The organism is Wolbachia endosymbiont of Listronotus oregonensis (genome assembly GCF_031205055.1).
Classification (GTDB): Bacteria; Pseudomonadota; Alphaproteobacteria; order Rickettsiales; family Anaplasmataceae; genus Wolbachia.
Genome location: NZ_CP102118.1, coordinates 1,499,831 through 1,526,408 on the forward strand (window position 1 = coordinate 1,499,831; position 26,578 = coordinate 1,526,408).

General features: G+C 35.0%; 14 protein-coding genes and 3 pseudogenes. 7 read left to right on the forward strand and 10 right to left on the reverse strand.

All coding sequences use genetic code 11. The annotated features are described in order from the left end of the window. Positions 1 to 7: 7 nt before the first annotated feature. Together hisS and NMD99_RS07605 are read right to left on the reverse strand one after the other, a co-directional pair. Positions 8 to 1,234, reverse strand: a complete 1,227-nt coding sequence (gene hisS / locus NMD99_RS07600) for a histidine--tRNA ligase (protein WP_253309703.1) — start codon at positions 1,232 to 1,234, stop codon at positions 8 to 10. Beyond that, positions 1,231 to 1,803 (reverse strand): NifU family protein, encoded by a 573-nt coding sequence (locus tag NMD99_RS07605; RefSeq protein ID WP_253309984.1) that lies wholly within the window; start codon positions 1,801 to 1,803, stop codon positions 1,231 to 1,233. The genes hisS and NMD99_RS07605 overlap by 4 nt, the downstream gene beginning before the upstream one ends. A gap of 169 nt (positions 1,804 to 1,972) precedes the next feature. Between NMD99_RS07605 and NMD99_RS07610 the strand changes: the two genes are divergently transcribed. The 4 genes from NMD99_RS07610 to NMD99_RS07625 all read left to right on the forward strand — a co-directional run bounded on the left by NMD99_RS07610 (position 1,973) and on the right by NMD99_RS07625 (position 5,079). Then, complete coding sequence (locus NMD99_RS07610) at positions 1,973 to 2,224, forward strand: DnaJ domain-containing protein (RefSeq protein ID WP_264329184.1); 252 nt, start codon at positions 1,973 to 1,975, stop codon at positions 2,222 to 2,224. Positions 2,225 to 2,332: 108 nt separating this feature from the next. Continuing rightward, a complete protein-coding gene (locus NMD99_RS07615; protein ID WP_309166966.1) occupies positions 2,333 to 3,535 on the forward strand; it encodes a cytochrome b in 1,203 nt (400 codons plus the stop codon). Between the two features lie 5 nt (positions 3,536 to 3,540). After that, positions 3,541 to 4,296 carry a cytochrome c1 gene (locus NMD99_RS07620; protein ID WP_373457563.1) on the forward strand — a complete coding sequence of 252 codons (756 nt, stop codon included), beginning with the start codon at positions 3,541 to 3,543 and terminating at the stop codon, positions 4,294 to 4,296. Between the two features lie 597 nt (positions 4,297 to 4,893). Beyond that, positions 4,894 to 5,079: a hypothetical protein gene (locus NMD99_RS07625; RefSeq protein WP_265017479.1), complete on the forward strand. Its 186-nt coding sequence runs from the start codon at positions 4,894 to 4,896 to the stop codon at positions 5,077 to 5,079. Between the two features lie 251 nt (positions 5,080 to 5,330). Here NMD99_RS07625 and NMD99_RS07630 read toward each other — a convergent pair. Next, a pseudogene (locus NMD99_RS07630) lies at positions 5,331 to 6,346 on the reverse strand (IS110 family RNA-guided transposase). Between the two features lie 490 nt (positions 6,347 to 6,836). Between NMD99_RS07630 and NMD99_RS07635 the strand changes: the two are divergent. Together NMD99_RS07635 and NMD99_RS07640 are read left to right on the forward strand one after the other, a co-directional pair. Then, a pseudogene (locus NMD99_RS07635) lies at positions 6,837 to 7,281 on the forward strand (IS110 family transposase); the annotation flags it as partial. Between the two features lie 215 nt (positions 7,282 to 7,496). Continuing rightward, complete coding sequence (locus tag NMD99_RS07640; protein WP_309165561.1) at positions 7,497 to 8,462, forward strand: IS110 family RNA-guided transposase; 966 nt, start codon at positions 7,497 to 7,499, stop codon at positions 8,460 to 8,462. Between the two features lie 81 nt (positions 8,463 to 8,543). Here NMD99_RS07640 and NMD99_RS07645 read toward each other — a convergent pair. From NMD99_RS07645 to wmk, 3 genes and pseudogenes are all read right to left on the reverse strand, one after another. Continuing rightward, positions 8,544 to 9,008: pseudogene (locus NMD99_RS07645) on the reverse strand (hypothetical protein); the annotation flags it as partial. 99 nt (positions 9,009 to 9,107) lie between these two features. Next, positions 9,108 to 9,764: a JAB domain-containing protein gene (locus NMD99_RS07650; protein WP_265022664.1), complete on the reverse strand. Its 657-nt coding sequence runs from the start codon at positions 9,762 to 9,764 to the stop codon at positions 9,108 to 9,110. A gap of 170 nt (positions 9,765 to 9,934) precedes the next feature. Continuing rightward, positions 9,935 to 10,846, reverse strand: a complete 912-nt coding sequence (gene wmk / locus NMD99_RS07655; protein ID WP_309166109.1) for a WO male-killing family protein Wmk — start codon at positions 10,844 to 10,846, stop codon at positions 9,935 to 9,937. A gap of 121 nt (positions 10,847 to 10,967) precedes the next feature. Between wmk and NMD99_RS07660 the strand changes: the two genes are divergently transcribed. Beyond that, positions 10,968 to 11,873, forward strand: a complete 906-nt coding sequence (locus NMD99_RS07660; protein ID WP_309166110.1) for an Rpn family recombination-promoting nuclease/putative transposase — start codon at positions 10,968 to 10,970, stop codon at positions 11,871 to 11,873. A 172-nt stretch (positions 11,874 to 12,045) separates the two neighbouring features. On the opposite strand, the gene NMD99_RS07665 is transcribed toward NMD99_RS07660, so the two are convergent. From NMD99_RS07665 to NMD99_RS07680, 4 genes are read right to left on the reverse strand one after another with little or no spacing between them, the layout of a single operon-like run. Further along, positions 12,046 to 12,201: a hypothetical protein gene (locus NMD99_RS07665; RefSeq protein WP_253303103.1), complete on the reverse strand. Its 156-nt coding sequence runs from the start codon at positions 12,199 to 12,201 to the stop codon at positions 12,046 to 12,048. A 28-nt stretch (positions 12,202 to 12,229) separates the two neighbouring features. After that, positions 12,230 to 17,038 (reverse strand): RHS repeat-associated core domain-containing protein, encoded by a 4,809-nt coding sequence (locus NMD99_RS07670; protein ID WP_309166111.1) that lies wholly within the window; start codon positions 17,036 to 17,038, stop codon positions 12,230 to 12,232. A 9-nt stretch (positions 17,039 to 17,047) separates the two neighbouring features. After that, a complete protein-coding gene (locus NMD99_RS07675; protein ID WP_309166112.1) occupies positions 17,048 to 23,500 on the reverse strand; it encodes a hypothetical protein in 6,453 nt (2,150 codons plus the stop codon). Between the two features lie 35 nt (positions 23,501 to 23,535). Next, positions 23,536 to 26,172: a hypothetical protein gene (locus NMD99_RS07680; RefSeq protein ID WP_309166114.1), complete on the reverse strand. Its 2,637-nt coding sequence runs from the start codon at positions 26,170 to 26,172 to the stop codon at positions 23,536 to 23,538. Positions 26,173 to 26,578 lie beyond the last annotated feature (406 nt).

Sequence of the window (26,578 nt, forward strand, 5' to 3'; positions counted from 1 at the left end):
ATTGCTCTTAATTGATGTTTTCTATTGTGTTATCGCGAGCAATTATTTTTTCTTCACCTGTATCCATGTTTTTGATCTTTAAAGTTTTACTACTCAATTCTTCATCGCCAAAGATTAAAGCAGCTTTAGCATTTGCTTGATTTGCTTTTTTCATTCGGTTTTTAAGTGCTCCGCTATATTCGTAGACTACATATAAACCATTTCTGCGCAATTCATTCGCAAGTGTTAGAGCATGTTCATCAGCCTCTCTGCCGATCGGAATTAGGTAAATAGGTCGCTCTTCTTTCGGAGAATAATTGATTAACTCCATTATGCGTTCAATACCTCCTGCAAATCCTATCGCTGGAGTGTGTTTTCCACCTACTGAAGATACTAAATTATCGTATCTTCCACCGGCAAAAACTGCCCCTTGTGCACCTAAATCTTCTGTGACAAATTCAAATACTGTGTGACAATAATAGTCTAGACCTCGAACTAATTTGCTATTTACAGTGTAAGGTATGCCAAGAGCTTGCAGTCCATTTAACACCTGGTCAAAGAAATATGAAGATTCTTTTGTATAGTGATCACTGATTTTAGGCGCATCAGAAATTATTAATCTATCTTTCTCATCCTTAGAATCCAGTATTCTGAGTGGATTTTTGATCAACCTATTTTTGCTATCTTCTGATAGATCGTTTTGATACTTTGTAAAGTATAAGATCAAAGCTTCTCTATACTTAGTTATTGTTTCACTATCACCTAAAGAGTTGATTTCCAGCTTTACATTTTTATTGATGCTAAATTCAGTTAGTAAGTGCTGAGCGAGTGATATCAATTCAACATCGGCTTTTGAATCTTCTACACCAAAAACCTCAAAATTTATCTGATGAAATTGCCTCTGTCTTCCCTTTTGCGGTCTTTCGTAACGAAATGCAGGCCCTGTTGAAAATAATTTTATCGGCGTTTGCAGTTTTTTTTCAATTAATAGCCTAACAACCGCTGCAGTGAACTCAGGACGTAAAGTTATGCTCTTTCCCCCTTTATCATTAAAGGTGTACATCTCTTTAGTGATGATGTCTGAGCTATCACCTAAAGTCTTTGTGAAAACTTCCGTATATTCAAATATCGGAGTTTGAGCAGGCAAAAAGCCATATAGACTTGAGATTCTGCTTGTTGTTTGCTCTATGTGTTTAAACTTGTACCATTCATCAAACAGGAGATCTTTTGTTCCTCTAACCGTTTGATTAGTCATAGTGTGGTCTCTATACCTGCAACCTCTGGTATGTGGTAGCTCAGCATATTCTGCACTCCTTGCTTTAAAGTAATTGCAGCACTTGGGCATCCAGAGCAAGCTCCTTGTAACTCAACATAGACTATCCCGTCTTTATAGCCACGAAATTTGATATCGCCACCATCTTGAGCAACTGCAGGTTTGATATAACTTTCCATCAATTCTTTTATTCTATTTACAATTTCTATATCATTTTTATCAAAAAATTCTTCATCCGGTATATTATTATCATTTACTCCTTCTTTATCTAGTGCTCTTCCACCTGAAGTAAAGTGATCCATGATTGTAGTTAAAATTTCTACTTTTAATGTATCCCAATTAATTCCACCCAATTTTGTTACTGAAATAAAATCATGACCAAAAAACACTCTTACCACATGTTCTATTTGAAAAAGATTTGCTGCTAGCTTGGAGTTTTTTATTTCATCTGCATTTGAAAAATCAGCCGTTTCTCCTTCGTTTAGAATTGCAAATCCAGGGAGAAATTTCAGTGTGTTTGGATTTGGTGTTTCTTCAATCTGGATGAACATGTTATTTACCATGACAATTATAATTGTTACTATTTAATCATAAAATGATAAAAAAATATACATGTCATTCATCTTTTTTCTTTTTTTAGTATTCATAGTAGTTACATTTGTTTTGCCTAGCGTTGTTGTATTTTTTCTTTTCCTGACAAAAAAAAATAACATAAGTTTCATGATGAACTCTATATTGAGTAAGTTTTTGAACGAATTTAATAGCAGTAGAAGTTATACTGAAAATTACACTGGTGATAACATGTCCAAAGATGAGGCATTAAAGATACTGGGGCTGAATCCTGAGGCAAGTCAAAATGAAATTAATAAAGCATATCAAAATTTAATGAAATTAGTTCATCCAGATAAAGGAGGCTCAGAGTATTTTGCACAGAAATTAAATGCGGCACGTGATAGGTTGCTGAAGAGGTAGTAATTAATATCGCTTTAAACTTTTTATTTGTGTGTAAAGGATAAGTTGCTACAATAAAACGAGTTAAAGGTAGAGAAAGCTTTAAGTTATGCAGAAAAAAAAACAACGATAGAAGAAGAAAAAGGCATATTAGGGTGGATAGAATATAGATTGCCTATATTTTCTTTTTTGAAACACACTGCTTCTTACCAAGTGCCAAAAAACTTAAATTATGCTTGGAACTTTGGCTCTTTGGCTGGTATAGCGCTAATTTTACAAATAATAACAGGTATATTTCTTGCTATGCACTACACTCCGCATGTTGATTATGCGTTTAATAGTGTAGAGCGCATAATGCGAGATGTGAATTACGGGTGGTTAATACGCTACACTCACGCTGTTGGGGCATCGCTCTTCTTTATGGTAGTCTATGTTCATATAATGCGTGGATTATATTACGGATCTTACAAGAGGCCACGAGAGATGGTGTGGTTTGTTGGTATATTTATATTTTTTGCAATGATGGCAACTGCCTTTATGGGATATGTATTGCCTTGGGGACAAATGAGTTTCTGGGGTGCAACAGTCATAACCAACTTATTTTCAGCTATACCTTTAATTGGCAATAAAATAGTTATATGGTTATGGGGTGGTTTTTCCGTTGATAATCCAACACTTAACCGTTTTTTTGCTCTGCATTATCTTCTGCCTTTCATTATTATTGCTTTAGCTATGCTTCATGTGATAGCTCTGCATAGGTTTGGCTCTGGTAACCCAAGTGGAGTGGAGGTAAAATCAGATAAGGATACCATTCCTCTCTATCCTTATTATATAGTCAAGGATTGCATAACTTTTGGTCTGTTTTTTGTAGTTTTGTTTGCATTTGTTTTCTATGCTCCTAATTATCTTGGACATCCAGACAATTATATAGAAGCTGATTCTATGGTCACTCCGGTACATATAGTGCCAGAGTGGTACTTTTTACCTTTTTATGCAATGCTACGTTCAATTCCAGATAAACTTACTGGTGTGCTTACCATGTTTGCGTCTATTTTAGTTTGGTTTTTGTTACCTTGGCTTGATAAATCAAAAGTTAAAAGTGGTGCTTATCGCCCAGTGTTCAAAAAATTTTTTTGGGTTTTCGCAATAAATTTTGCACTTCTTGCCTGGCTTGGAGGACAAGAGGTGAAAGAGCCTTACATCACTATGAGTAGGCTATCCACTCTTTATTATTTTGCATATTTTGTAATAATTTTACCACTGCTTAGTAAATATGAAAAGCCAAAAGAACCACCAAAAACCTTAAGTGATTCTGTGCCGGAGATGAAGTAATGCTGATGAGAAGTATGTTAGCTATACTTTGCATATTGTTTTTTGCTAATTTTGTGTATGCAGAAGAATTCAAGCCATCACCAAATAAAAAAATGGACTGGAAATTTGATGGAATTACCGGATCTTTCGATAGAGAGTCAATTCAACGAGGCTATAAAGTGTATAAAGAAGTCTGTGCTGCTTGTCATTCAATGAATAGGATAGCATTTCGTAATTTGCAAGATGTTGGTTTTTCTGAAGAAGATATAAAACAGATTGCAGCTTCTTATCAAGTTAAAGATGGTCCGAACGATTTGGGTGAAATGTTCGATAGACCTGGAGTACCTTCGGATTATTTTATTGCACCTTTTGATACAAAAGAAGCAGCTGCAGCAAGCAATAATGGTGCAGTTCCACCAGACTTATCGTTAATTATTAAAGCAAGGCATGATGGTGCAAATTATGTCTATTCACTGTTAACAGGCTATCAAAACGGCGAGCACGATGAAAATGATTTATACTTCAACCCTTACTTTTCAACAGGCAGGTTAGCTATGGCGCCACCACTTTCTGAAGGAATGGTGGAATATGATGGTGCAAGACAAGCCACAGTTGAAAATATGGCGTATGATGTGATAAATTTTTTACAATGGGCAGCAGAGCCAGAATTAGAGCGCCGGCATAAACTTGGATTAAAAGTAGTGGCGTATTTTATAATTTTAACAGTGTTTTTTGTATTAACTAACAATAGAATTTGGAGCAAGCTCTATAAAAAGAAGTGATAGTCAATTTTGCCTCAAATACAATGGTTGTCATCCAAGTAGCTAACACTGGTTCCTTTATGACGGCAGTGCCCAGAGGTGTCATGCAAGTAGCTGACAACATAGAAACGAAAAACTTACTTGACAAACTCCGCCAGCCCCCTTATCATAACACTGAAGCTATTTATTTATCTTCGCAATCTCTACAGTGGATTAATGACAAAAAAACTTAATGTATTTGGCGTAAATCATGCTTAATTTTTTGCACTATGTGCACCTCATGTCTTTATAAAACTTTAGGTTTCTACCTATACAAGCCGAAACGCGCTTATAAAGCGTTTAAGACAGCAAAAAACGTCAAATAGACAAGGGAGAATTTGAATACTAGCTACCCTGGGGTTTCTTTGCCTTTTTTCCTGCTTAGTAAATTTCTTAAACACTTGCGGTGTAGGTTAGTTGCAAGTTAAAAGCAGCTAAATCGCTCTTAATCAAGCGTTTTAGAATAAAAAAAACGCCGATATTTTAGTACATAGTGAATAGCCAACCACCATGGGGCTTCTTTTGCCTTTTTTTTCGTTTGGTAAATTTCTTAAATATTTATAGCTAAAGATTGCACGAATGTTGCAATTACAAAAGCGATCTCTACTAGGAGGATGTCATCCCAGTGCCCAGACACTGGGATCCAGTTTTCTTTACAAATTCACCAAAAGTGCTTCATTTTATAACGCAAAACCCATACTCACCAAACCCAATGCATTACTTACAATTAAAATTCCTGGATCCCAGTGTCAAGCACTGGGATGACAGGAGATACCGTCTTGTTAGTCAACAAAAAAATTATAAAAATTTCCCAAGTTGCATCATAAAATCAAAAAATACTTCCAATTGTGTAACAGTACACAGATTATAGTTAGTGGATATGTTGATAAGTAAACTTCATCTGTTTTGTGCGTATAAAACTAATTTACTTATCAACATATCCACTAACCAACAACATTCAATAAATTTGTGTAAGATACCACTTTACATAAGATAGATAGGAAGCATTTTTGATTTTAAAGTACTAAACCTTCAGTCAACCTCCTAGCCCTGTAGTTTTTGATATGGTTAGGATCAAAAGCACTTTTGGATGTCAGAATACCGAAAATGATATGGAGTAGCTTACGCATTGCAGCACCAACGATGGCCATATTATGCTTACCCTTTTCCTTTAATCTTTGGCAAAAGCTCATAATGATAGGATTGTGATTCTTAAGCTACTATGGCAGGAAAGAAAAGTGCCTTACGTAATGTTTGTGAACCGGATTTACTTAATCTGGGTTTGGCATATACAGAGGAACCTGACGTCATATTTCGTGGTATAACTCCTGTATATGCTGCCAATTGCCTGGCATCTCTAAAAACCTCTATATCAGAAACTTCAGCTAAAATAGCTATTGCTGATTCTTCTCCTATGCCTGGAATAGTCAATAGAAGTTGAAAATTTTCCAACAATTCTTTGTGTTGATTTAATAGTTCACGTACGGAGTTTTTTATTGTTTCTATTTTTTGAGCTATATTCATTGCAAGGTCTTCCCAAGCATTTGCAACTTCTTTAGGCAGTCTCTCTTTTTTTCTAAGTGGTTATTTACTAATGTTAACTCATCTTTTAACGCAACTGAGCAACGATAAAGATGTTTTAATTTTTTCATTTCAGGAGAAGGTGGTGTCCAACTAGAAGGTTCCTGTCTTTGGCAATAATCAGCAATAACTTCTGCATCGGTCTGATCATTCTTTTGTCGTATCAGCTTACTCCTTGCATAAGATTTTATGCAATAAGGATTTACAACACTTACAAAATGTCCAGCATTGTGTAGAAATTCAGCCAGTGCTTCGCTATAACAACCAGTAGATTCCATGCAGGTTTTTACTTTTTCTACATTATGTTTGTGTAGAAAATTCAGTAGACTTTGAAACCATCGTTCTTAAAGCTTCTTTTTCTAGTTTCACGCTTTCCTTTTTTGCTTATAAATGAGAGAAAAACATCAAAGCGATCTTTTGATATATCTATGCCCAAAAAGTTGTTGATCATATATAACCCCATACGTTACCATTAAAAATGAAAAGTAAGGCTAGTCTTGTGAATACAGAATTAGAACCATTCAGGTCTTTCTACGATACCGTCCAGCCTATACTTTTGAGAAGGGAATTCTTATCTCCTCTACAGATTTTATATCTAAGAAGAAGCACAGAGTTCCTCCCTTCTCCACCTAATGCTTAAGCTTAAAACATTAGATGCTTTTGACAAGATACAAGCATCGAACAGACGAAATCTGTCAAATCAGAAAGAAACACACAAATTTAAGTTTTTAGTAGTTTTCAAGTATAGTTGTACAGGGAGCGCCTCTGCAGTTATGACCGACATTTTCAATGGTGCCTAAGTGCCCGTATGCAAGCATGGTTTTGGAAGGAACGGTCAAATCATTGATGGAGTCATTTAGACTACCTCGGTTAGGAGATTGTACTATCAACCGTTCCAAGCTGAAGCGTTTCCCTATTACAAATTATATGTAGGAGTTACCATGAAAAAAGCAAAAAGTAAATTAGAAATAGTGAATCCTAATGCAGCAGGAATAGACATTGGTTCAGCTGTACACTATGTGTGTGTACCTGAAGGAAGAGATGAACAACGCGTTCAGAAATTTGGCTGCTTTACTGAAGACCTTCATAACTTAGCACAGTGGTTGAAAAAGTGTAAAGTTACAACAGTAGCTATGGAATCAACAGGAGTATACTGGATTCCTTTATTTCAAATACTTGAGTCATACAAATTCGAGGTAAAATGCACGGCATGTAAAGAATGTACCTGGTAGGAAGTCTGACGTTCAAGATTGCCAATGGCTCCAACAACTGCATAGCTACGGACTGCTTCATGGATCGTTTAGGCCAGATAATCAGATGTGTGTATTGCGCAGTTACGTGCGGCAACGCAAAAATCTCACTGAAAGTGCATCTACACATATTCTTATATGTTAAAAACAAGTCTTTATAAATGTTACGAAATAGCGGTATAAAGACACGCAGAGAGGAGGAACCGTACATATTCTTGGTCATAAGGACCGTTTTGCAGCAAGGTTCTCCTCTCTGGTTTATTATACTGAAAGTTCCGAACAACTGGTTGAGCTTTTAGGCTCGTATATAAGGGTGGAAAATGCAGTATACACATTATTTATGGAGGGATTATGAATTTATCAAATATTATTACTGGCATTGATATTAGCAAAAATAAACTAGATATCCATATTCATCCACTTGGACATCATAAAGTATTTGAAAATAACGTTCAAGCTATTGATCAAATACTTGACTTTTTGCGTTTACATAACGTAACCAAAGTTGGACTTGAAGCAACGGGTGGATACGAAAAATTATGTGCTTATACTTTATTAAGACATGGTTTTGAAGTATATGTCATTCAACCAAGATGGGTAAGAGACTATGCAAAAAGCCTTGGTATTGCTACTAAAACTGATAAAATAGACTGTAGCATCATCTCACGTTATGTTAGTAATACAGACATGCGTGTCACTCCTTTAAAAGTTAGTAGTATTGACTGTTTGAAGCAAAAATTATCTCGCAGGAATCAACTAGTAGAAATAGCAAAAATACAAAAAACCCAAGCTCATCAAGTAACCGATTTATCTATAATCAAACAAATGGAAGAGCTACTTGCAGTTTTACAAAATCAAATTCAAGTCTTAGAAGATGAGATAATGGAATTAGTCGATAAAAATCAAGAGCTTAAAAAAAAGTATATGTCAATAACTAGTATACCTGGTGTAGGTGCAATAACAGCTATTACTTTTATTTGTTATCTACCCGAGCTTGGAACTCTCCAACATAAAGAAATATCCAGCCTTTCCGGAGTTGCACCTTTTAATCGAGATAGTGGTTTTAGTAAGGGAAAAAGGTGTATTCAGGGTGGTAGATCACAAATTAGAAAGGTTTTACATATGTGCATTCTTAGTGCGCAAAGGTACAATTCTTATATAAAAATCTTCTTTGATAGGCTATACAATCAATATAAAAAACCATATAAAGTTACCTCTACTGCTGCAATGAGAAAATTACTTATCCTTGCTAACTCTTTAGTAAGAGACGGTAGACTGTTTACTGAGGAGTATAGCCCTAAAACTGCTTCTATATAGCAATAGCATAGCTGTGAATAAGTACGCCCACACAAATTTTAAGTACTTATTCACAGCTACATCAATTTTTCTATTGACTTTTAACACAACTGCTGCAAAACTCCATTCCCTATCATTACATGCATTTAGCCTTGCTCCAGCAGCTAGTGCTTCGTCTACAGCCTTGTGCAGTTCATTTGGACTTTTTGCTCTTACCACAGTACTCTTAAACCAGCTCAACTTTTCACTTTCACCTCTACTTGGCTTTATTTTTTGCAAGGCAGAGGTAAATGGATTTTTATCTTCTTGATCACTTATAGGTTTTGTGCCATATATGTAATCAAGTCCCTTTCCGTAGTTGATTTGAACGTCTCTATTAGGGAAGGGCACTTCTCCAGGTTTTTTAGCCTTATTAATTTTGCTTACAAAAGTGGACTGCTCTTTAGCACGACCAATTCCTATAATAGCATTCAACATCTCACCTTTTGATAATTTATCAAGATCAATGTTTAATTCGTAAGTACCTCCCTTTTTATCATTAAAAGGTACAATTATCTTATTACCCATATTAGCCTCCGCTATTAAATATACTTTTTAAGTGTATAGTTGTTATACACTCTACTACTCATTATAAATTATAGTGAGTATATTTGCAAATACTTTCTACTATAACAATCCGTTTTCTCGAAAGCTGAAATAGCCTCCACTTGTGATAATAATATGATCAAATAATCTAACGCTTACAGTACTACATGCTGCTGCTAAGCTCTTTGTTACTGCTTGATCTTCTTCTGATGGTTCTAAGCGTCCCCCAGGATGGTTGTGTGACATTATTACTAATGTTGCATTCTTTATTAATGCTTTTCTTATAATTTCCTTTATGTACACTGGTGCTTTTTCCATTTCACCAATATAGGATTCTTCTCCAATTAGTTGGCGCTTCTTATTCAAGTACAGTATTTTTACACATTCCCTTTCTGAGTGGCCTATACTTACGTTTAAGTACTCTACTAGCCCTTGTAAGTCCATTATTGGCTCACTCTTGAGCTTTTCTCTCAGTACTCTTTCTAGTGTTTCCTTAACACACATAATCATTGCTACTGCAGAATCAGTTACTCCTTCTATAACTTTCAGGTCATCCATTTCTCTACCTAAAATCTTTCCTACTCCCGTATAAGTATTCACCAGATTTTTAGCAATTTCTTGAGCCTGTGGCCTTTCATGTACTGCACTTAAAAACGTTTCCATTATTTCACGATCAAGTAGTGCTTTGCCTTTGCTTTCTAATATTCTGAATTCGATTTCTTCTTTACTTTTATTCATATAATTTACCTTTCACTAACAACAAACTTTTTTTAAATATTTACTGCTGTTTTTTTATCAGCATTGGCATAAAGCCATAGCTTTCGAGTGAAGTCAAATCAATTTCTCAATCTTTTTTACTTATTTTTTCATCTAAGAGTAAAGATATTAATATATACTGATTTTTTATTTTAAATCTGTTGAATTTCTCCTAAAGAGAGGCCTGTTATTTGCAAAATAATATCGGTAGAAATTCCTCCTTTCACTAAATCCTTTGCAATTTTCATCTTTTCTGCTCTTTTCACTTTTTCTTCGCAAATTTGTATGCTTTCAAACAGAGATTTTATTAGCGCATAGCGTAATTCTTGACTCTCAATTTTTTTGTATTCTTTTATTAAATCAGGTACCACTTTATCATCTGCATCTTCTGTTAGCTCAAGTAGGTCCATAATATTAATCGATAATGCCTTTGCTATCTCATATAATTTATCAAGTGGAACAGCAACCCTTCCTTGTTCATAATTGCTTATTTCATCACGTGTTGTAACCATTTTCTCTGCTAAATCCTTCTGAGTATATTCCCGTACTGCCCTCCATTCTTTTATCTTTTTTCCTATTTGGCAGTAGATAGAACCCGTTTTTTCTTCAACACATTCATCAGCAGAGAGACCAATTGTTTTTGAAACAGTATCAACAGAAATTCCTGCTTTAACCAAATCCTTTGCAATTTTTACTTTCTCTGCTTTTTTACTACTTTTCTCACTAACTTGAACAAATTTGGTTAAAAAACATAACATTCTACGCAACTCTTGATCATTAATCTTTTTATATTTTCTTACTAGATTTAATATTTCCTCTCCCTCATCTTCAAAACAGATTTTTTCATTTGATACAGGAATTAGGTCTACAATACCAATCGACAATATCTCTGCTATAGCATACAACTTTTCAATCGAAATTTTACGTGTTCCTTTTTCATATTGTAGTACTATTTGATACGTTACGCTGATTTTTCCCGCTAAATCTTTTTGAGTATATCCTCGCTTTAACCTCCAGCTCCTTACTTTTTGTGCTATCTGATACCTTATTGAGATATTTACCATAAATATTATATAGGTTAATACTACCAAATAAAAGATATACAAAAACTTCTACGTTTCAATTTTAGTTGAATATTTCTTCATAATTGTGTATAATTATCAATGCTTTTTATCTTACTTTCTTATGGCTCTTTCTAAGTTTCTTGATCCAAAATTCGACCTGTCCTTTAAACGAGTGTTTGGCACTGAGAAAAATAAGAATATCCTTATTCACTTCTTAAATGACATCTTAGGCTTTACTGGGGTTAACACTATTCAAGATGTTGAGTTCCTTAGCACTATTATGGATCCTGAGATTGCTTCTGATAAACAAAGCATTGTTGATGTTCTTTGTAAGGATTCATATGGAAATAGGTATATTGCGGAAATGCAACTCGCTCGTGATAAAGGCTTCGAAAAACGTGCTCAACTTTATGCTGCTAAGGCTTACTCAAGGCAGGCTGATAAAGGTGGTAAGTACATTGATTTAAAGAAGGTTTTCTTTATTGCTATTTCCAATTGTAATTTATTTCCTGATAAGCCTGATTATATATCTAGCCATACCATAAGAGATGAAAAAACTAACGAGCATGACTTAAAAGATTTTCAATTTATCTTCATTGAGCTGCCAAAGTTTCCTAAGAGCAGAGAAGATCAGCTAGAAAATGTAGTAGATCGTTGGCTCTTTTTCTTCAAATATGCAGAAGAAACTACGGATGAAGATTTAAGAAAAATAGCAGAAAAGTCACCGATAATAAAGTTAGCGTATGACGAGTTAGATAAATTTCATTGGAATGAGAAAGATCTTGTAGCTTATGAAGAAAGGGTAATGGATTTACAAAAAGAAGCTGCTATCTTGGAACAAAAACTCGATGATGCTACTCACAAAGGTAGACAAGAAGGCATCCAAATCGGTCATCAAAAAGGTAAAATTGAAGGTAAAATTGAAGTTGCAAAAAACTCACTCAAGGCCGGTGTCTCTATTGATGTTATAGCTCAAATTACTGGTCTCTCTCATTCTGAAATTTCACAACTCAAAGAAAAAACATAAATCCCTACTTATTCACTTCAATATTTATGAAAACCTTCTCTAAGTTAGACATATCCCCTAATTAAGAGTCTAATGAACTGTCTAAAACAGCTATAAAGATTGCACAAAGAATTATATAAATTACTATCATAACGTTACCCAAACTTCTATATCAAAGCTACGTACTGTAAGTTCAATATGGAAAACACATTAACCACTTAGCATTATTACCTGTAACGTCTACTTCATCCATTTTATTATTAAGACCATCAAACTTGCTACTGGTTTCCCTAATTATTTTGACTACCTTTACTTTAAATCCTATTGTAAACTTTCCCCTATTTTGCATATTATACCTCCATCTCTCATATTTTAGTCTACCTACTGAGGTTATTCACAAGCTTAGTTACTCCTATGTCAGAAAGACAAGTTGATACTTTTGAATGGCCTTGAACGGAAGCATTACTTAAATAACTTTGAGGCTCTAAACTCATTTCCTTTGCACCACCAACTTCTAATCTACCATCTCCGTTGTGTAATATCTGCTCTATTGATTGATTTAGTACAACATTTAGCCCGCTATTAAACTCTACCATAAACTTGTCAAACTTTTTCGAACTTAATTTACCAGCTTCTCTACCAGGAAATGCTTTCTCTACATACGATTTTAAAGTCCCTGAAATTTCATTAAATTTACCACTCATGACTTTCCTAGTAATCTCTTTCTGCATTCCCATATAATCAATATTTAACCGGTGCATTGATATGCCACTTTTTAATGCAGCTTGCTCTACTACTTTCTCAAATCCCTTTGTAATATTGAGTGCATATCCCTGTGCCTCTAGTGGAGATATAGACTGATCTGCTGTAGAAATATACTTTTGACCTGTAACCTTTCTAATTAATAAGTCAAGTAACATTATCGTACCGTTTACATCCATTTTTGCATCAACTTGTGAGATTGGACTTTTAGTACTTGATACTACTTCAGGTAACTCAGAACCTAATAACCCACTCACAGAGCTTCTTATCCAACCAAATAAATCATTTATCCATGAAGACGTTCGAGTAGCACTATTTGTAATTTTTTTGTTTATATCAATAATACTTTCCTTACTTAGTTGATTTGAAATGGAAGTTACTCTACCAGCTCTAATTTTAGAGTTAGATATCGTCTCTACTTCACCCTGTCCAACAAATACCGATCTTTTTCCTCTGATTGAACTAGAATTTTCTGCTTTCAACGAACTATTTGTTATAGTCAGAAGGAAATGTGGCACATTCTTACCATAACGCCCTAACTTTTTATTATAATTGTCTATGTTGTAACTAAGATAGGCAGACCAATCAGGATCTGTTATAACATTACGAATTGTTTGAGTTGATATCATACATTTATCACACCTAGGAAAATCTTCTAACTCTCCTGTTTCACGATTTATTTTATAAGTAGACAAAAATTTTATGTCTTCTTTGAATGCTTGATAGATATTTAACGCCTGATTAGAGAAAGTTTCCCTACCCCTAGATAACGCTGTAATGACGTGAGGCTCAGCACAGTTGTTGTAATCCCAATGAGTCAGCCTATCATCAAGGCTGTGAATTATCTCAACAAGCCCGTTTTCTCTGTTCAGGTACGAATCAACTTGTTTTTTTAGATTATCAGTTTTCTGTTCTCTCAGATAGCCATTGAGGGTTTGTACTTCTTTTTGCAACCCTTTTAGTTCCTTGATTTTATTTTCTTGTCCTGTACTTTGTTTGACATCTCTTCCTAACTCTTTCATTCTATTTTGATGTTGTTTAATCTTTTCACGTAAATATTTTACATAATTGGTATTCACTCTTTCTAGATATTCTACCATTTTTCTGCTTAAATCACCCTTATCTATCATCACACCCTTTCCTAGAGTTGCCTTCAATTCTTGAACCACACGCTCCCTCAAATCCACCCCCAAACCAGGTAACATTTTAGATAAATCCTCTGCACTAATATCATTCAACAATCTTGCATTATCCCTTTTTATATCCTCTTGAACTTTATTAATTGCTGTGATAATCTCTAGATTACGAACAGGATCATCGCTTGCACTTACTTCTCTATTAGCAATATACTTATTATTTTCTAGGTATAACTCATCTAGTGGCTGATAGGCCTTGAATTTATTATGACGATAGAACGCTATAAATCCCTTACCTTTGTTTCCCGAAAATCCAACTACTGCATATCTATCACTCATTCCTACAGCAACTGCTCTGTTGGGAATCATGGCATTGTCAGCACTACTGCTCCCTGGTGTACTTCTGAGTTCACTCCTATATGAATCAATAGCATCGTCTGCAATTCGCTTAGACAATAATTTTTTTTGTTCATTAATCTCTAACCTTTTTTTAAATCCTGATTTTCGGTAAAAAGATTTACCAATCAGCCAATTTTGATTGACCATAGCCATTTGACGAACTATGGAAAAATAAGTCCCTGGGTTACTCATATCCAGTTCCTCACTCAGTGCAGTAAGTATGAAGGCTGGCACAGACACTCCCAACACCTTTAAAGCCATCTTTCCCGCAGTATAAGATGCGTACGGATAACCATACATCTTATGTGTCTCATCAAGCAAACTATAACGACCACCACCCATTCCCTTTGCTATATCCTTAAAACCCCTACGCGCAGATTTAAAAAAGCTTCGTGCAAACACCGGCAAATTAGTAGCATCATCAAATGCTTGTAGCCCACCATACCACATTCCAGGCTTTGAAAAATCCCACTGATTGTCAAATCCACTCTTAACAAATGACCCCACACCGAAAGTTCCTCCACCACCAATGAAAGCACCTCTACTCAAACTAGAACTTAACTTTCCGTAAGCTATTCTAGCACCATGGATTCCAGCTGGTATGCTAGAGCCTAATGCAAACCCATGAAATCCCGCATTCCATGTTGCAGGCGATTCATAATTCCACTTGCCAGGATTCCATTCATTATTAGCTGCGCTCATGCCCAAGTAACTACCACCAAGACCTAACCCTGTTGTTGTAGCAATAGCTCCTCCAGTTGACAATCCCATGGTAGTCAAAGCAGGCACAGATCCAGCAAATCCTACTGGCAAGAATCCTCCAGCAATACCTCCACCTGTTATACCAAGCCAAGTCTCTTTACTTTTAAAATCCCATACCGTGGGATCCCATCTATTATTCGCTGCAGCTCCACCTAAATACCCTCCTGCTATAGCTCCAGCTATGATAAATGGTAGAAGAACCAGGAAGGCAAGCTCTCCATCTGGATCAACCATTGATACCGGCGAATTACCAGCATATTTATATGGACTAAAGTACTGCTCCTTCGGATCAATCTGATAAAAACGGCCAATACTCGGATCATAAAATCTTGCATGGTAGTTATATAAACCTATTTCTTCATCCCATTCTTGACCTGTATAACGATATGAAATTTTACCTTCAGGATCACTTTCGTACTTACGCATTAAATTACCATATGGTAAGTAATCATACGCTGCTACAACTTCATCACCCTTTACCACTAACCTTATTGAGCCTTCATGGTCAGTTATTACACTATAAAACTCATTATTCCTAATAAACCCAAACAACCCTCTCGGACCATAGATGTATGCTGTTACTGATACGTCTGGTCTCAAACCTCCAGCAATATAAGTAACTTCCCTTTCTACTAATGCTCGACCAAACTCATCTCTTATATAGTGTATTTCTTTTGTTGCTTCCCCTGCTTTATCGTAAACTCTCTTTAGTACACGTTCACCACGTGCATCATAGTAAAATTCTAACACTCTACCGTCGGTTAATTTAATTTTAGTAGCACGATTTGATACCGGATGATAATCAATTTGCTCAATGCCTTTGTGCAAAGCCTGAATAACATTTCCTCGACTATCATGTTTCATTAAAAAATTTTGTTTTCTTTCAGATGAAGCAAAAGATTGAAATTTCACATTGCTAACTTGGTTGGTATTATTACGATAGCCAATCTCATAACGATCAAATCCAGTATAAAAATGACCATGATTACCATTTGCATCTATACTATAAGACTCAACATCAAACTCTGCTTCACCAAGCCGTTTAGCAAAATGTTCCGATAAAACACTAACTATTTCGTGAACATATGGCTGATACCGCTCCATTACCTCATTAAACTCTTTTGCAAAAGGGTTCTTTAAGTATCCCTTCTCTTCTAACATTTTCACAATCTTATTTGCATTTGCTTCCTCAATACTACCCCACCTTACAAATGCATCTCGCAAACTTACCTTCAATGATGATAAATCCCGCTTTTGAGCAAAATATTCAATCAATACCTCTTCTAAAGGTAATTTATACCGTTCATAATCAGCATTAACACTTTTAAGATCATCAAGCAGTGTGCCTTTAATAAAAGATTTTCCCCTTTTACCATGACCTAAAGATAGATCAACTTTTTCATTGTCTTCTATCAGATACCAAGACTCTTTTAACCTCTTCCAAATATCACGTGAGGCCGTTTCATTCATTCTAGGAATTTCTCTAGCAAAACTATCAGGCTGCAGCGGCATAGGCGCTTCCTTACCTACAAAATACTTGGCCTTAGTCAACTCTTGATAATTACCATAATCATAGCTATGTCCATATTCTCTAGGAAATCCTTCTCTTCCCAAGGTGTTTTGAATGTGACGACCAGTCGAACCATACCTGCAAATAATTGGGAGCTCGCCCCTCATGGTAGAAGAAACTTTTGCTTGATGCCCATTGTCATTCAGATAACCTCCTTTCTTTAGCTCGCGAAAACAAAGTGCTGATTCTTCAGAAGTGACATATTCACTTACAAATGACTTCTCATTCAATCCAAGTTTACTATCATCACAATTTTCATGCCAGTCTGCTTGAAATTCAGTGCGTGTAATAGTTCCATCACCATATCCATAACCACCATAACTTCCATTGGTATAGTAAACCCTCTCCGTTAAAAATTTATCCTTTAGTTCAGTTAAAAAGCCTGCAGAATTATAACTATATTGACGCGTAAAGTTCTTTTCTAAATCTGGTAAGTGCATCTCACTACTGATCTGTCCATAAGAATTATAGGTAAAACTTGCAAACAGGTGTTCTTTTCCCCTTATACCAATACCTTCAATCCTACCAAGCTTGTCATACTGATAGTTAATCCTCAAAGGTCTATCCTAAATATCAATTGGATATTCTACCTCCCTTAATTTCCCTGCTCCATATCTTTTATTTACTCCAATCAATAAAGGCTTTTCTCCATCTTTAGTTGGAATAAAAATTCGCTTACTTATGGTTTCTTCATCTATATTTACTATCGATTCTTCAATCAGAGGTTCACCAGCGTTAAAAGTAATAGTTCTAGCTACCTTTCCACGAAGAACAGGCTGACGTTCAGCATCGCTATAGTAAAACTCCTGATATGCTCTTGTATTGTTACCAGAAAGCTCTAAACTCAGCAGCTCTTCATTAGGCGTTGAAGAAATTACTTCACCCGTACTTTGCAGTCTTCCTAGTTCGTCATAATCAAAATATACAGTATTATCAATCTTCTCATTATTAGAATAGTGTAAAACAAATCTTAGCAATCCATCCTTATCGTATAAATTCTCTACTTTCCCTGAATCTGGCGTTGTTTTACTAATGATTTTTCCCCTTTGGTCATAACTTATATTTACGCCTAAAGAATCTTGCAAAGTCTTTTCCTCTCTAGACGTAGAATTAAGCTGTGAATTCATTTTGTAAAAAGTACCCACCTTCTCATGATAAATAGGCGGTAAACTCTTTACTAGTTTGTCATTCTCATCATACTCATAAGTGCTTAGTAGACCAACACTTTTTGGAGTGGAGATATACCAAGCTACTCTGTTATCCTTGCTGTCAAAAACAGAAATATCTTTCACGTTTCCAGGTTTATGCTCTACACGGTAACTATAATTTTTGCTGGCAGGAAAGAGATTGCTGATAAACAAATTATCTAATGAAGAAGAAAAACGTTTTGCATAAGGACCTGAAATAGAGAACTCTTTGCTAGGTAAACCTACTACACACTCCTCATTCAGTGGATTATCGCAATATTTAACCTGACTGTAACCATATTCTCCTACAATTCTTGCAGCATCACCTTCCAATTTGCCAGTTTTCCATACTGAATTTGCTGTATAAGGATTACCATTTGTAACAAAATTAGAATAGTAAGCTAGAGGGTTAGCTCTCTCTATGCCTGCTGGTTGTGTGGTAATAGATTGTCTACCAAGCTCATTATGCAGATATTGCGTTATTACTGAAACATTTTCACTCTCTAACACAATCTTCTGTAATTTTTCATTCAGTTTATTCAAATAAGTTACTTCAACACTTGGCTGACTAAAGACAATCACATCACTTATTCTTGCTTTACCGCTAATTTCTAAATTGAACAGGGAAACATTCAAAAATCCATCAAAGTATAAACCTCCATCTACCCATACGAATATCCGCTTACCCTCAGCAACTATTAGTAGTTCACCATCAAGTGGTATAGATTGATCTCTCCCTGAGAATGTAATCTCCGCTTTATTTCCTGTGCGCATTGCTTTGAGATTATTGTTAAATTTGATTACACTACCATCTGACTGTAGTGAGAAATAAAACCTCATTCCACATGAACTACGATTTATATCGCTTGAACCTAACTGCAATGTATGCGAATCATTAGTTAAATGGTGTAATCGACCAGGAGAAATTTGCCAAGCATCAGCACTATCTATTTTCCAGCGCTCGTTAAATGAGTCAGGAGCAAAATCCTCGTAAAAACCATTTTCAGGCTGAATCATAACACTACTCTTTAGCTCTGTTAAAATTTGTCCAATACTTGAAGACTTAGTGTAAGTGCTAAGCTCTTTAAGCTCACCATATCCACTGATGCTTCCTACTTGCTTTTGATATTTATCATAAATCTGTCTCTCAACCAGTCCACTAGCACTTATTACTTCTTTCACCTGTTTGGTATATACATTAGCTTTAAAACTACTCTTGAGCGGAGAGAAACGAACATGATCTACATCAATAGTAGTGTTTGTACCAGGAGCTACAATAATAGATGTTGTTAATTTAACATTCTCTTCTTCTACTAGAGTTTTATTTGTCTGTACTTCATTTAAATTTTTCAAAACCTCTTTCGCATAAAATAAATCTATAATTACCTCTAAATAGAACCAATTACCAAACTGCAACTTAACCTCACCAAGTGGTAAAACCGTCTCATTTTTGTTTTCAGCTGAAACAACTGCTTTTAGATAAGGAACAATATCACCAAGTTTAAACATTTCGCTGTGTGGCCTTACCCAGCATGATGCTATGTATTCCTGATTTTGATCATTTGGCTGAAACTTCCCTACCAAGGACTTTCCTGATAAGCTTAGATAGTTTCTTCCAGTAAATGAAAAACCTTCTCTTATTATATCCTTTTCATCAAATACCCATTTCTTTTCAAATGTGGAATCCTTTTTACCAATTCTATTTATCTCATAACCTTCAAAGCCATAGTAACCAACTTCTTCACCTGCTATTTCGTAAGGAAAAAACTGTGCTATTTCCAGTCTTCCTGTTCTATCCAGTAAGGTAGTGTTTAAGTATAAATTCTCCTTATCTACTGCGGTAGCATTAGCTTGCTTATCTTCAAAATTTACAGTTTTTATTAACTCTTTTTGTGAGTTAAAAATTCTTTTTTCTGTTCTAGATTGGTTGCCAAGATCTCTGGTTTCTTCTATCCAACCAAAAGATCCCTTATCATTGCCTGGAACTACAGAAACATTTTCATAATATATAATATTACCTAACGCTTTTGCTTTACTATATTCATATCCAGTAATACGCTTATTACCATCATCAAAACTCACTGTAACTTGTGTAATAACAGGATCAGGAAATAAATGTCCAGCCTGTTTGCGAAAGACCAAAGTCTTACCACTATTTTCACTCGTTACTAATGTTTGATAACTACTGAATGGACTTAATTTCTCTAACCAAGACAATTCATCAGTTCTACTAATACTACCATCATTTGCAAACTTAATCACGTTTACCCGTTGATCCCTTGGCTGATAAGCTAAGTAAATCGGATATCTGATCACAGTCTGATTCAATTGATTGACTCCTAGATTTTTAACCAGCTCCTCTTTATCATTTGACTTCTTATATAGCTTGATGGAAAAATTTAAATCTTCCTTTTTCAAAACAAATTTTTCACCAAGTGGAATAGAAAATTTCTCCTGTTTCAACTGTTTTAACTCTTCTTCAGATACCTTATCTTCCTTCCAGTTATCACCAGTAAAAGTAAGCTTCGTGTTGTTACATATCACCACTTGTGAATTGAGAGCTGCAAGATACTTATAAGGATTCAGCAGAAAAGGCTTTTTTGCAGGATCTTCCAGAAATTTAGTAGTATCCTTGAGAACCTCATCTTTTTGATCATTTCTTCGATTAGAATTATCAGTTTGCTTATGTATTTCATCAACAATACTACCACGAACATCCTTAGCAACAACCTTCAATTTATCGTTAACAATTTGATAAGCAAGTTTGAAAGAACTTCCACTACCATTTTCCAACCAATCTGAAATTTGATTTAAATCATCTTGTAGAATCTTTTTTTGTTCGTGTTTAGCTAATTTATAACTACTATCCAGAACAAATAAGTCTATTACAGAATAAAGCTTCATTCCCTCCGTTTTCCATCTATTTAGAAACAACAAATTATTACTGACTTGCAATGCATTATTTTTGAAGAATGCGAAAAAATTATCACGCCGCTTGCTATCTAAATCAAATTTATCTAATGTTTCCTCTATATCATTAATCACTCCAGGTATTGCTTCAATTGTATTATACCGCCACCGGTCTTCATAATCTTTATATCCTATTGACAAAAGATCGTTATCATAAAAGATAAACCCTCTACCAAACACTTTGAGCAATAGTGGTGCTTCTGACTCAGCAAAAGGTTTATCCTTTCTCCACTCTTTTGAATCTTTATTCCAGCTAATTACTTCTATAGCAGAGTCATTATCTACTACAACCATAAAATCCTTGCCAGAATTGATTGTTGTTTTTTCACTAAAAGTGTAAGATTTGGATACCCATTTACCTTCTTCTCGGCGTAGTAAGTGCAACTCTTGATCAGTGCTATAAGATAAAACAACGGCAAGAAATCCACTTACGAGAACAATCTCATAAGATTTTGCTCCACCCCTTCCTAACAGCGGCAATTTTGATGAATCTTTCCATGCTAGAGAAGAGTACAACTCCTCTGTCACCTCTTGATTAAACATTCTAAGTACTACTCGCTCTTGTCTATCGAGATAACTCACAAGTAGGCAATCATAGACATAGTCTACTCTGTAGTCTTTCCCTACATCATACCTTTGCCCAATCCTCTCATTAATTGAGGAGTCTTTTTCCAAGAATTGGTAGTCAAATTGAACACTCGCACCAGTTGGTAAAACAACTTTCTCTAACATATGTGATTTACTGTAAGAAAATTGTAGAATCGGCTGATTAGTGGAATCACCTTCTTGCTTAATTTTAGATAATAAACGCTTTCTATCTTTTACTTCATAAACGAAACTGATATCTTGTTGATAGCTTGCGGTACTAACCTTATAGCCACTAAGATAACGAGTTTGCACAATTTGTGTATCGATATTGCCTTGCTTATCTACTATAGGAGGTAAATCATACTCACTTTTGTCTTTATCAGAGTAATTGAAGGTAATATTATTGCCCTGATCATCACTAATGGTCTTTAAGTAAATTTCCCTGGTAAAACTATTACCACCGGCTACTTCAACGTTAATTGCGTCATACGTACAATGCAGAACATTATTATTTTTATCCTCTACTTGAGCTAAATACCAAACATTGGCAAATTGCTCTTGTCCTGTGGAGCTACTACCTACACCTCGCCAGTTTTTCCACTTCAATTGCCAACTAACAGCACCACTTTGAGCACCACCATAACTCTGCTTAACATCTTTACTATCTATTTCCCATCTTTCTTTGTCTCTATAATAACGTACCTGTACATCAGATTGTTCATTCGATAATTTAAAGGAATAAACGTTATCAGTTGAATTTTTAGAATCAAATACTAGTTGCTGTGGCAAATCTTGCAGAATAACATAATACTTTTTATCTTCAGGAAAAATACTCAATTGGTGATCCATCATTATGAAATTTTGTGGTAAAGACCAACCAAGTCCCAAGTTACCGAATATTTGACTATTACCATCATAAAGCACATCCAACTTAAGATCAGATGAAAGATTTGATAAATCAATTAATGGCAATTTAAAATTTAGCTTTCCTGTATTCTTATTAACCGCATCGATAATCGAAGAGTAATCTAATTGATCCCTCAGTAAAAGAGGAGGCTTTTCTTCTTCAAGATGAACCTTAGATACTTGTGGCACTACCTTTGATGTTGCCACCTGAGATGAAGTACTGTGTATCTCAAGTTCCTCTTCTAAAGATAGTGAATCTTTAATTTCGACAATGTTTGCCGAGTGTAATTGATTCTTATACTTTGTAAAAACTATCGGATATTTTGTAATCGGAGGACTAGCGGGGAACACCTTCACTACATCACTATGACGCTGAGAAATAGTAAGCTCAGAATTGTCCAACAAGGACTGCCACTGATTAGTACGATTATTAAATGAAAGTAAGTTTATTCCACTCGGGCCAGTAAAGAGCATATCCTCTCTGCCATCTAAATCTATGTCTTCAAATTGAATGGAATTTATATATTCTTGCTCCCAGCCCTTTAACTTTGAGAATGAAGGCTGATAATCAATCAGTCCATAATTATTGATACTATTGTTATATTGATAAACAAACAGTCCGCTGGAATTTAATACAACAATATCACGATAAGACTGGCCGGTTAAATTAGGAAAGAATAACTCCTCTTCAGAATCATCAGACTTGGCACTACTTGGTACCTGCATCAGATGTTCTAGTCGGTGAGTTTGATTGAATGAATATATATTAAAACCATTATTACCATGAACAATAATATTTTCCTGGCCATTTTGTTTTAAATCAGATAAGGCAAACTTAGCTTGAGAAAAATTACCAGGAATAGCATAATCATACTTAGGTGTATGAATTGGATACTGCTGTTTTTGAAGCAAATCCTTCCTAATCAAAAAGAGCTTTGTTCCATAATTTCTTCGATAAGTTAATATTCCAACCAAGCCTTGATCACGGTAAAAATGGCCAAACTTTATAATACTGTCAGGTTTATCCCAGTCACGGGTACTACCAAAAGCATTGTTCCTAAAATTCTCAGTTTTACTTAAAAGACTAAATTCACTATTTTTGTGTTGGTAAAAACTAATTCCTTCTTGAGTTTTTGCAATCAACATCAACTCCCCATTCCCTAATACGTCAGCAAAATAGATTTGCCGCGCATGAAGACCTTTCATAGATAATGTCTCTTTCCAAGTATTGTTGTTATACTCGTATCTACCCAGTTCTCCTTTATGAGGAGCATAGAACTGTAACGGGCTATCACCTTGATAGAGTTGTACCCCTTCATCAAAAGGAAAGACTTGTTTAGTAAAACTCAATTTATAAAAATTTGGCATATGAAATCCATTAAAAAACCTATGAAAACAAGTAGTTACCTCGCAATAGAAGAAGAATTAGTACCTTTTGCTTTATCTAAAGTAACATCGCTGAGGTAAGAAGAAGGCTCTGAGTAGCTTTGTACATCACGACGCCTGCGCATATTACTACAGTCTTCAAACTTCCACATACATAACGATCCTTTCCTATCTCCTTCCATTACATTATTCCTTCCATTGTCATATGGTTCAACACTCCAGATACATAAACCAGATGTAATTTTGCCTTCACTGTGATAAAGTATCTCAATACCAGAATGAGTAGGGTTAAGCTCCCATTCATAAGGTTGAAATTTTTCTCTAGGCAAAGTAAATGGAGTTCCAATATAGTCATAACCCATATTACCAGAAGATAAATATTCATTATGCTGAGTATTTTTTATGTAATAATTTTTGCCATGACGTTCGAGTTCCCATACGCCTTGCGTAACTTTTTCATCTCGAGACCGCCAAGTAAAAACCCTACGTTTCTCACCATATTTGAAACCATCAGAGGCAGCATACAGATACTCACCAAATCCAACATTTTTAATACATACTTTTTCTGCAAATACTATAATCTTGAGAGTTTCAGGTAATTCAACTTGTAACTTCAAAAGTATACCTCGTGTTTCTTGCGAAAGATTAACATCAGCTATTAAGTCTTTAATACAGCAAGCTAACTCAACTGCTGCAGTATCATAGCTAAGATGATTTTGAACTTTCATTTTTTTAAGCAGCGCTTCATACTCATATACACGCTGGGAAATATCACGATTCTCCGATATAAAGCCTAATATTCCACCATACGTATCCACTTTGCCATATACATCATCAATAACACTTGTAATTAACTCTTTGAACAACTGTTTCTCCAGTGAAAAAATCGCATTAGAGATTTCAAAAACATTTCGCTCTCCTTGAGCATAAGTTTTATCCTTTATAGCATCACTTAAGTTTTTTACTGCCATAATCTTTATTAAATCTTTTAAGCTGCTTGAAAGATTATTTGCTTCTATCCCAAGATGAGGAGTGGTGTTTTGTTGCTCAAGTACTTCTGATTTTACAGCCCCAGCTAACTCAATGACTTTTAAAATATCATCATTGTGAGTGTCCCTCAACTCATAATCTAAAGCTCTGTAAACCCAAAACGCTAACTTGGTATCCCCGACACTCTTACCAAACTCAAGCAACAAAGGAAAGTTATCTATCCGGCCACTATATACATTTTTTACTATATTAGAAGTTTCAGTTTCATTATTAATCTGTGCTAGTTTTTTTTCTGCATCTTTAAACTTCCTTGCTTCTATATCCTTAGTACATTCAACATATAGGTACTTTCGCTCATTTTCTTGAATTGTTTCCTTCAAATTTTTGACTTGTTTTTCAAGATTTTCCACAATTACCTTCAGCCCGGATATTTCACCATCTCTTTGTGTTAGTGTTTGATTAAACCGCCTTTTCATATCATTGAACGATCGTTGTAAAAAAAACAGTTGCCCTTCAAGCGGGGAGATTTGTTCTTTGTAACGTTCATCAGAAGCAGAAGAAGAATTCTTTATCTCCTCAATCTCCTTTTTTAACTCTCTCACTTTATTTTCAAGCCCGATAATGATTTCCTCTTGATTCTCAGGCACAGTCTCCATCTCTGAGTCTAACTCGTTAGCAGCACGTTTAGAGCGTTGGCTCTTTACATATGTTAAAACTTCTACCAGCTCACCGGTGTCTCTTCTTATTTCTGTAGACCTACCATCAAGGTCTCTTTCAACAACTTCAATTTCTTTTCTTACCTTGTTACTATTCCTAAAATTGCTACTTTTGGAAATACTATTGGGAGAAACATTTTCATTTATTCTCCCTTTAAACTCAGATAAATTAGAAAGATTATTATCAAAAGATAAAGTATCATTTCCTATAGCAAGTCCAGTAGAATTACTCATTTGAATATTAGCAGCGCTAGCAAAAGCTGATTGAGCGGCTAAAAACAGAGTTAATGCTTGTCCGGGATTACTAAAAAGCAACTTGCTAATATTCCTTAACTTATAATTGTTATTTCCCCTTTTGCTTACAGCAGCTTTATCTAAAATTGGCGATTCACTAATAACCCTTTCAGGGCTTGTGTTTTTTAAGCTTCTATCATCCAATAGAGATTTATAATACTCACTTTCCTTTCTTCCTAAGTTAGCTTCGCCTTCGATACATTCTTTTAATAGTGCAGGTTGTAATTTTAATTCTTCCCTAAACTCATTCCTTACTTCTCTCAATATTTTGAGATAATTATCTCCATTACCCAAGGTAGATATAAAATTTTCTAATTCCTCAAGTCCATCTTCATAAGTAACAGGAGACAAACTATACTTAACGACTAACCCCTGCAACTTCAGAAGATCAGCTTCAAAAATACTTTCTGATACTTCCAACTCTAGCTGTTCCTTTATTTCATCTATCCTTGCTCTAAACATTCCTTCCCAAACTCGTTTATCAAGGTAATTAACTTGATCAAATGTTTTGGCAAAGTAATCACGAGGTAGACCATTAATTAAATTCCAAAACCAACGTGAGGTAGCTTGATCAATTGAAGACATAGTATTACCCACAAGACCGATAGCCCAATTTTTCCACTCATTTAGACTTAGCTTTTTACTTGCAAACATATAAACCTCTATAATATTCCAAAGGTAGAATAATAAGAATTATGATGAAAGCAACATTTATTTATTCAAATTGAAATTTTTTTTATGATAGGCTTATTGTAATTTTCCTATCTCATTATCAGATGACAGACTATTAATTTATCAATATATTATATTGAAAACCTAGGTAATTTGGCCATTCTCAGCACTCAAAATCAAGGACCGTGAGAACTATTTTTCTTGGGATGGCATGGTCTACCGCTTGTTCTGTGCGAACTTTTCTATATAATAATTCTACTATATCGTAAAATCAGCTATATTAGCCTATTTTTGTGATATTTAGGTGCGAACTAACGTACCTAGCTTTATTGCAAAAATTTCACACCTTTATTTGCACAACCCTATTTTTACCCAATAAGTTCTCACA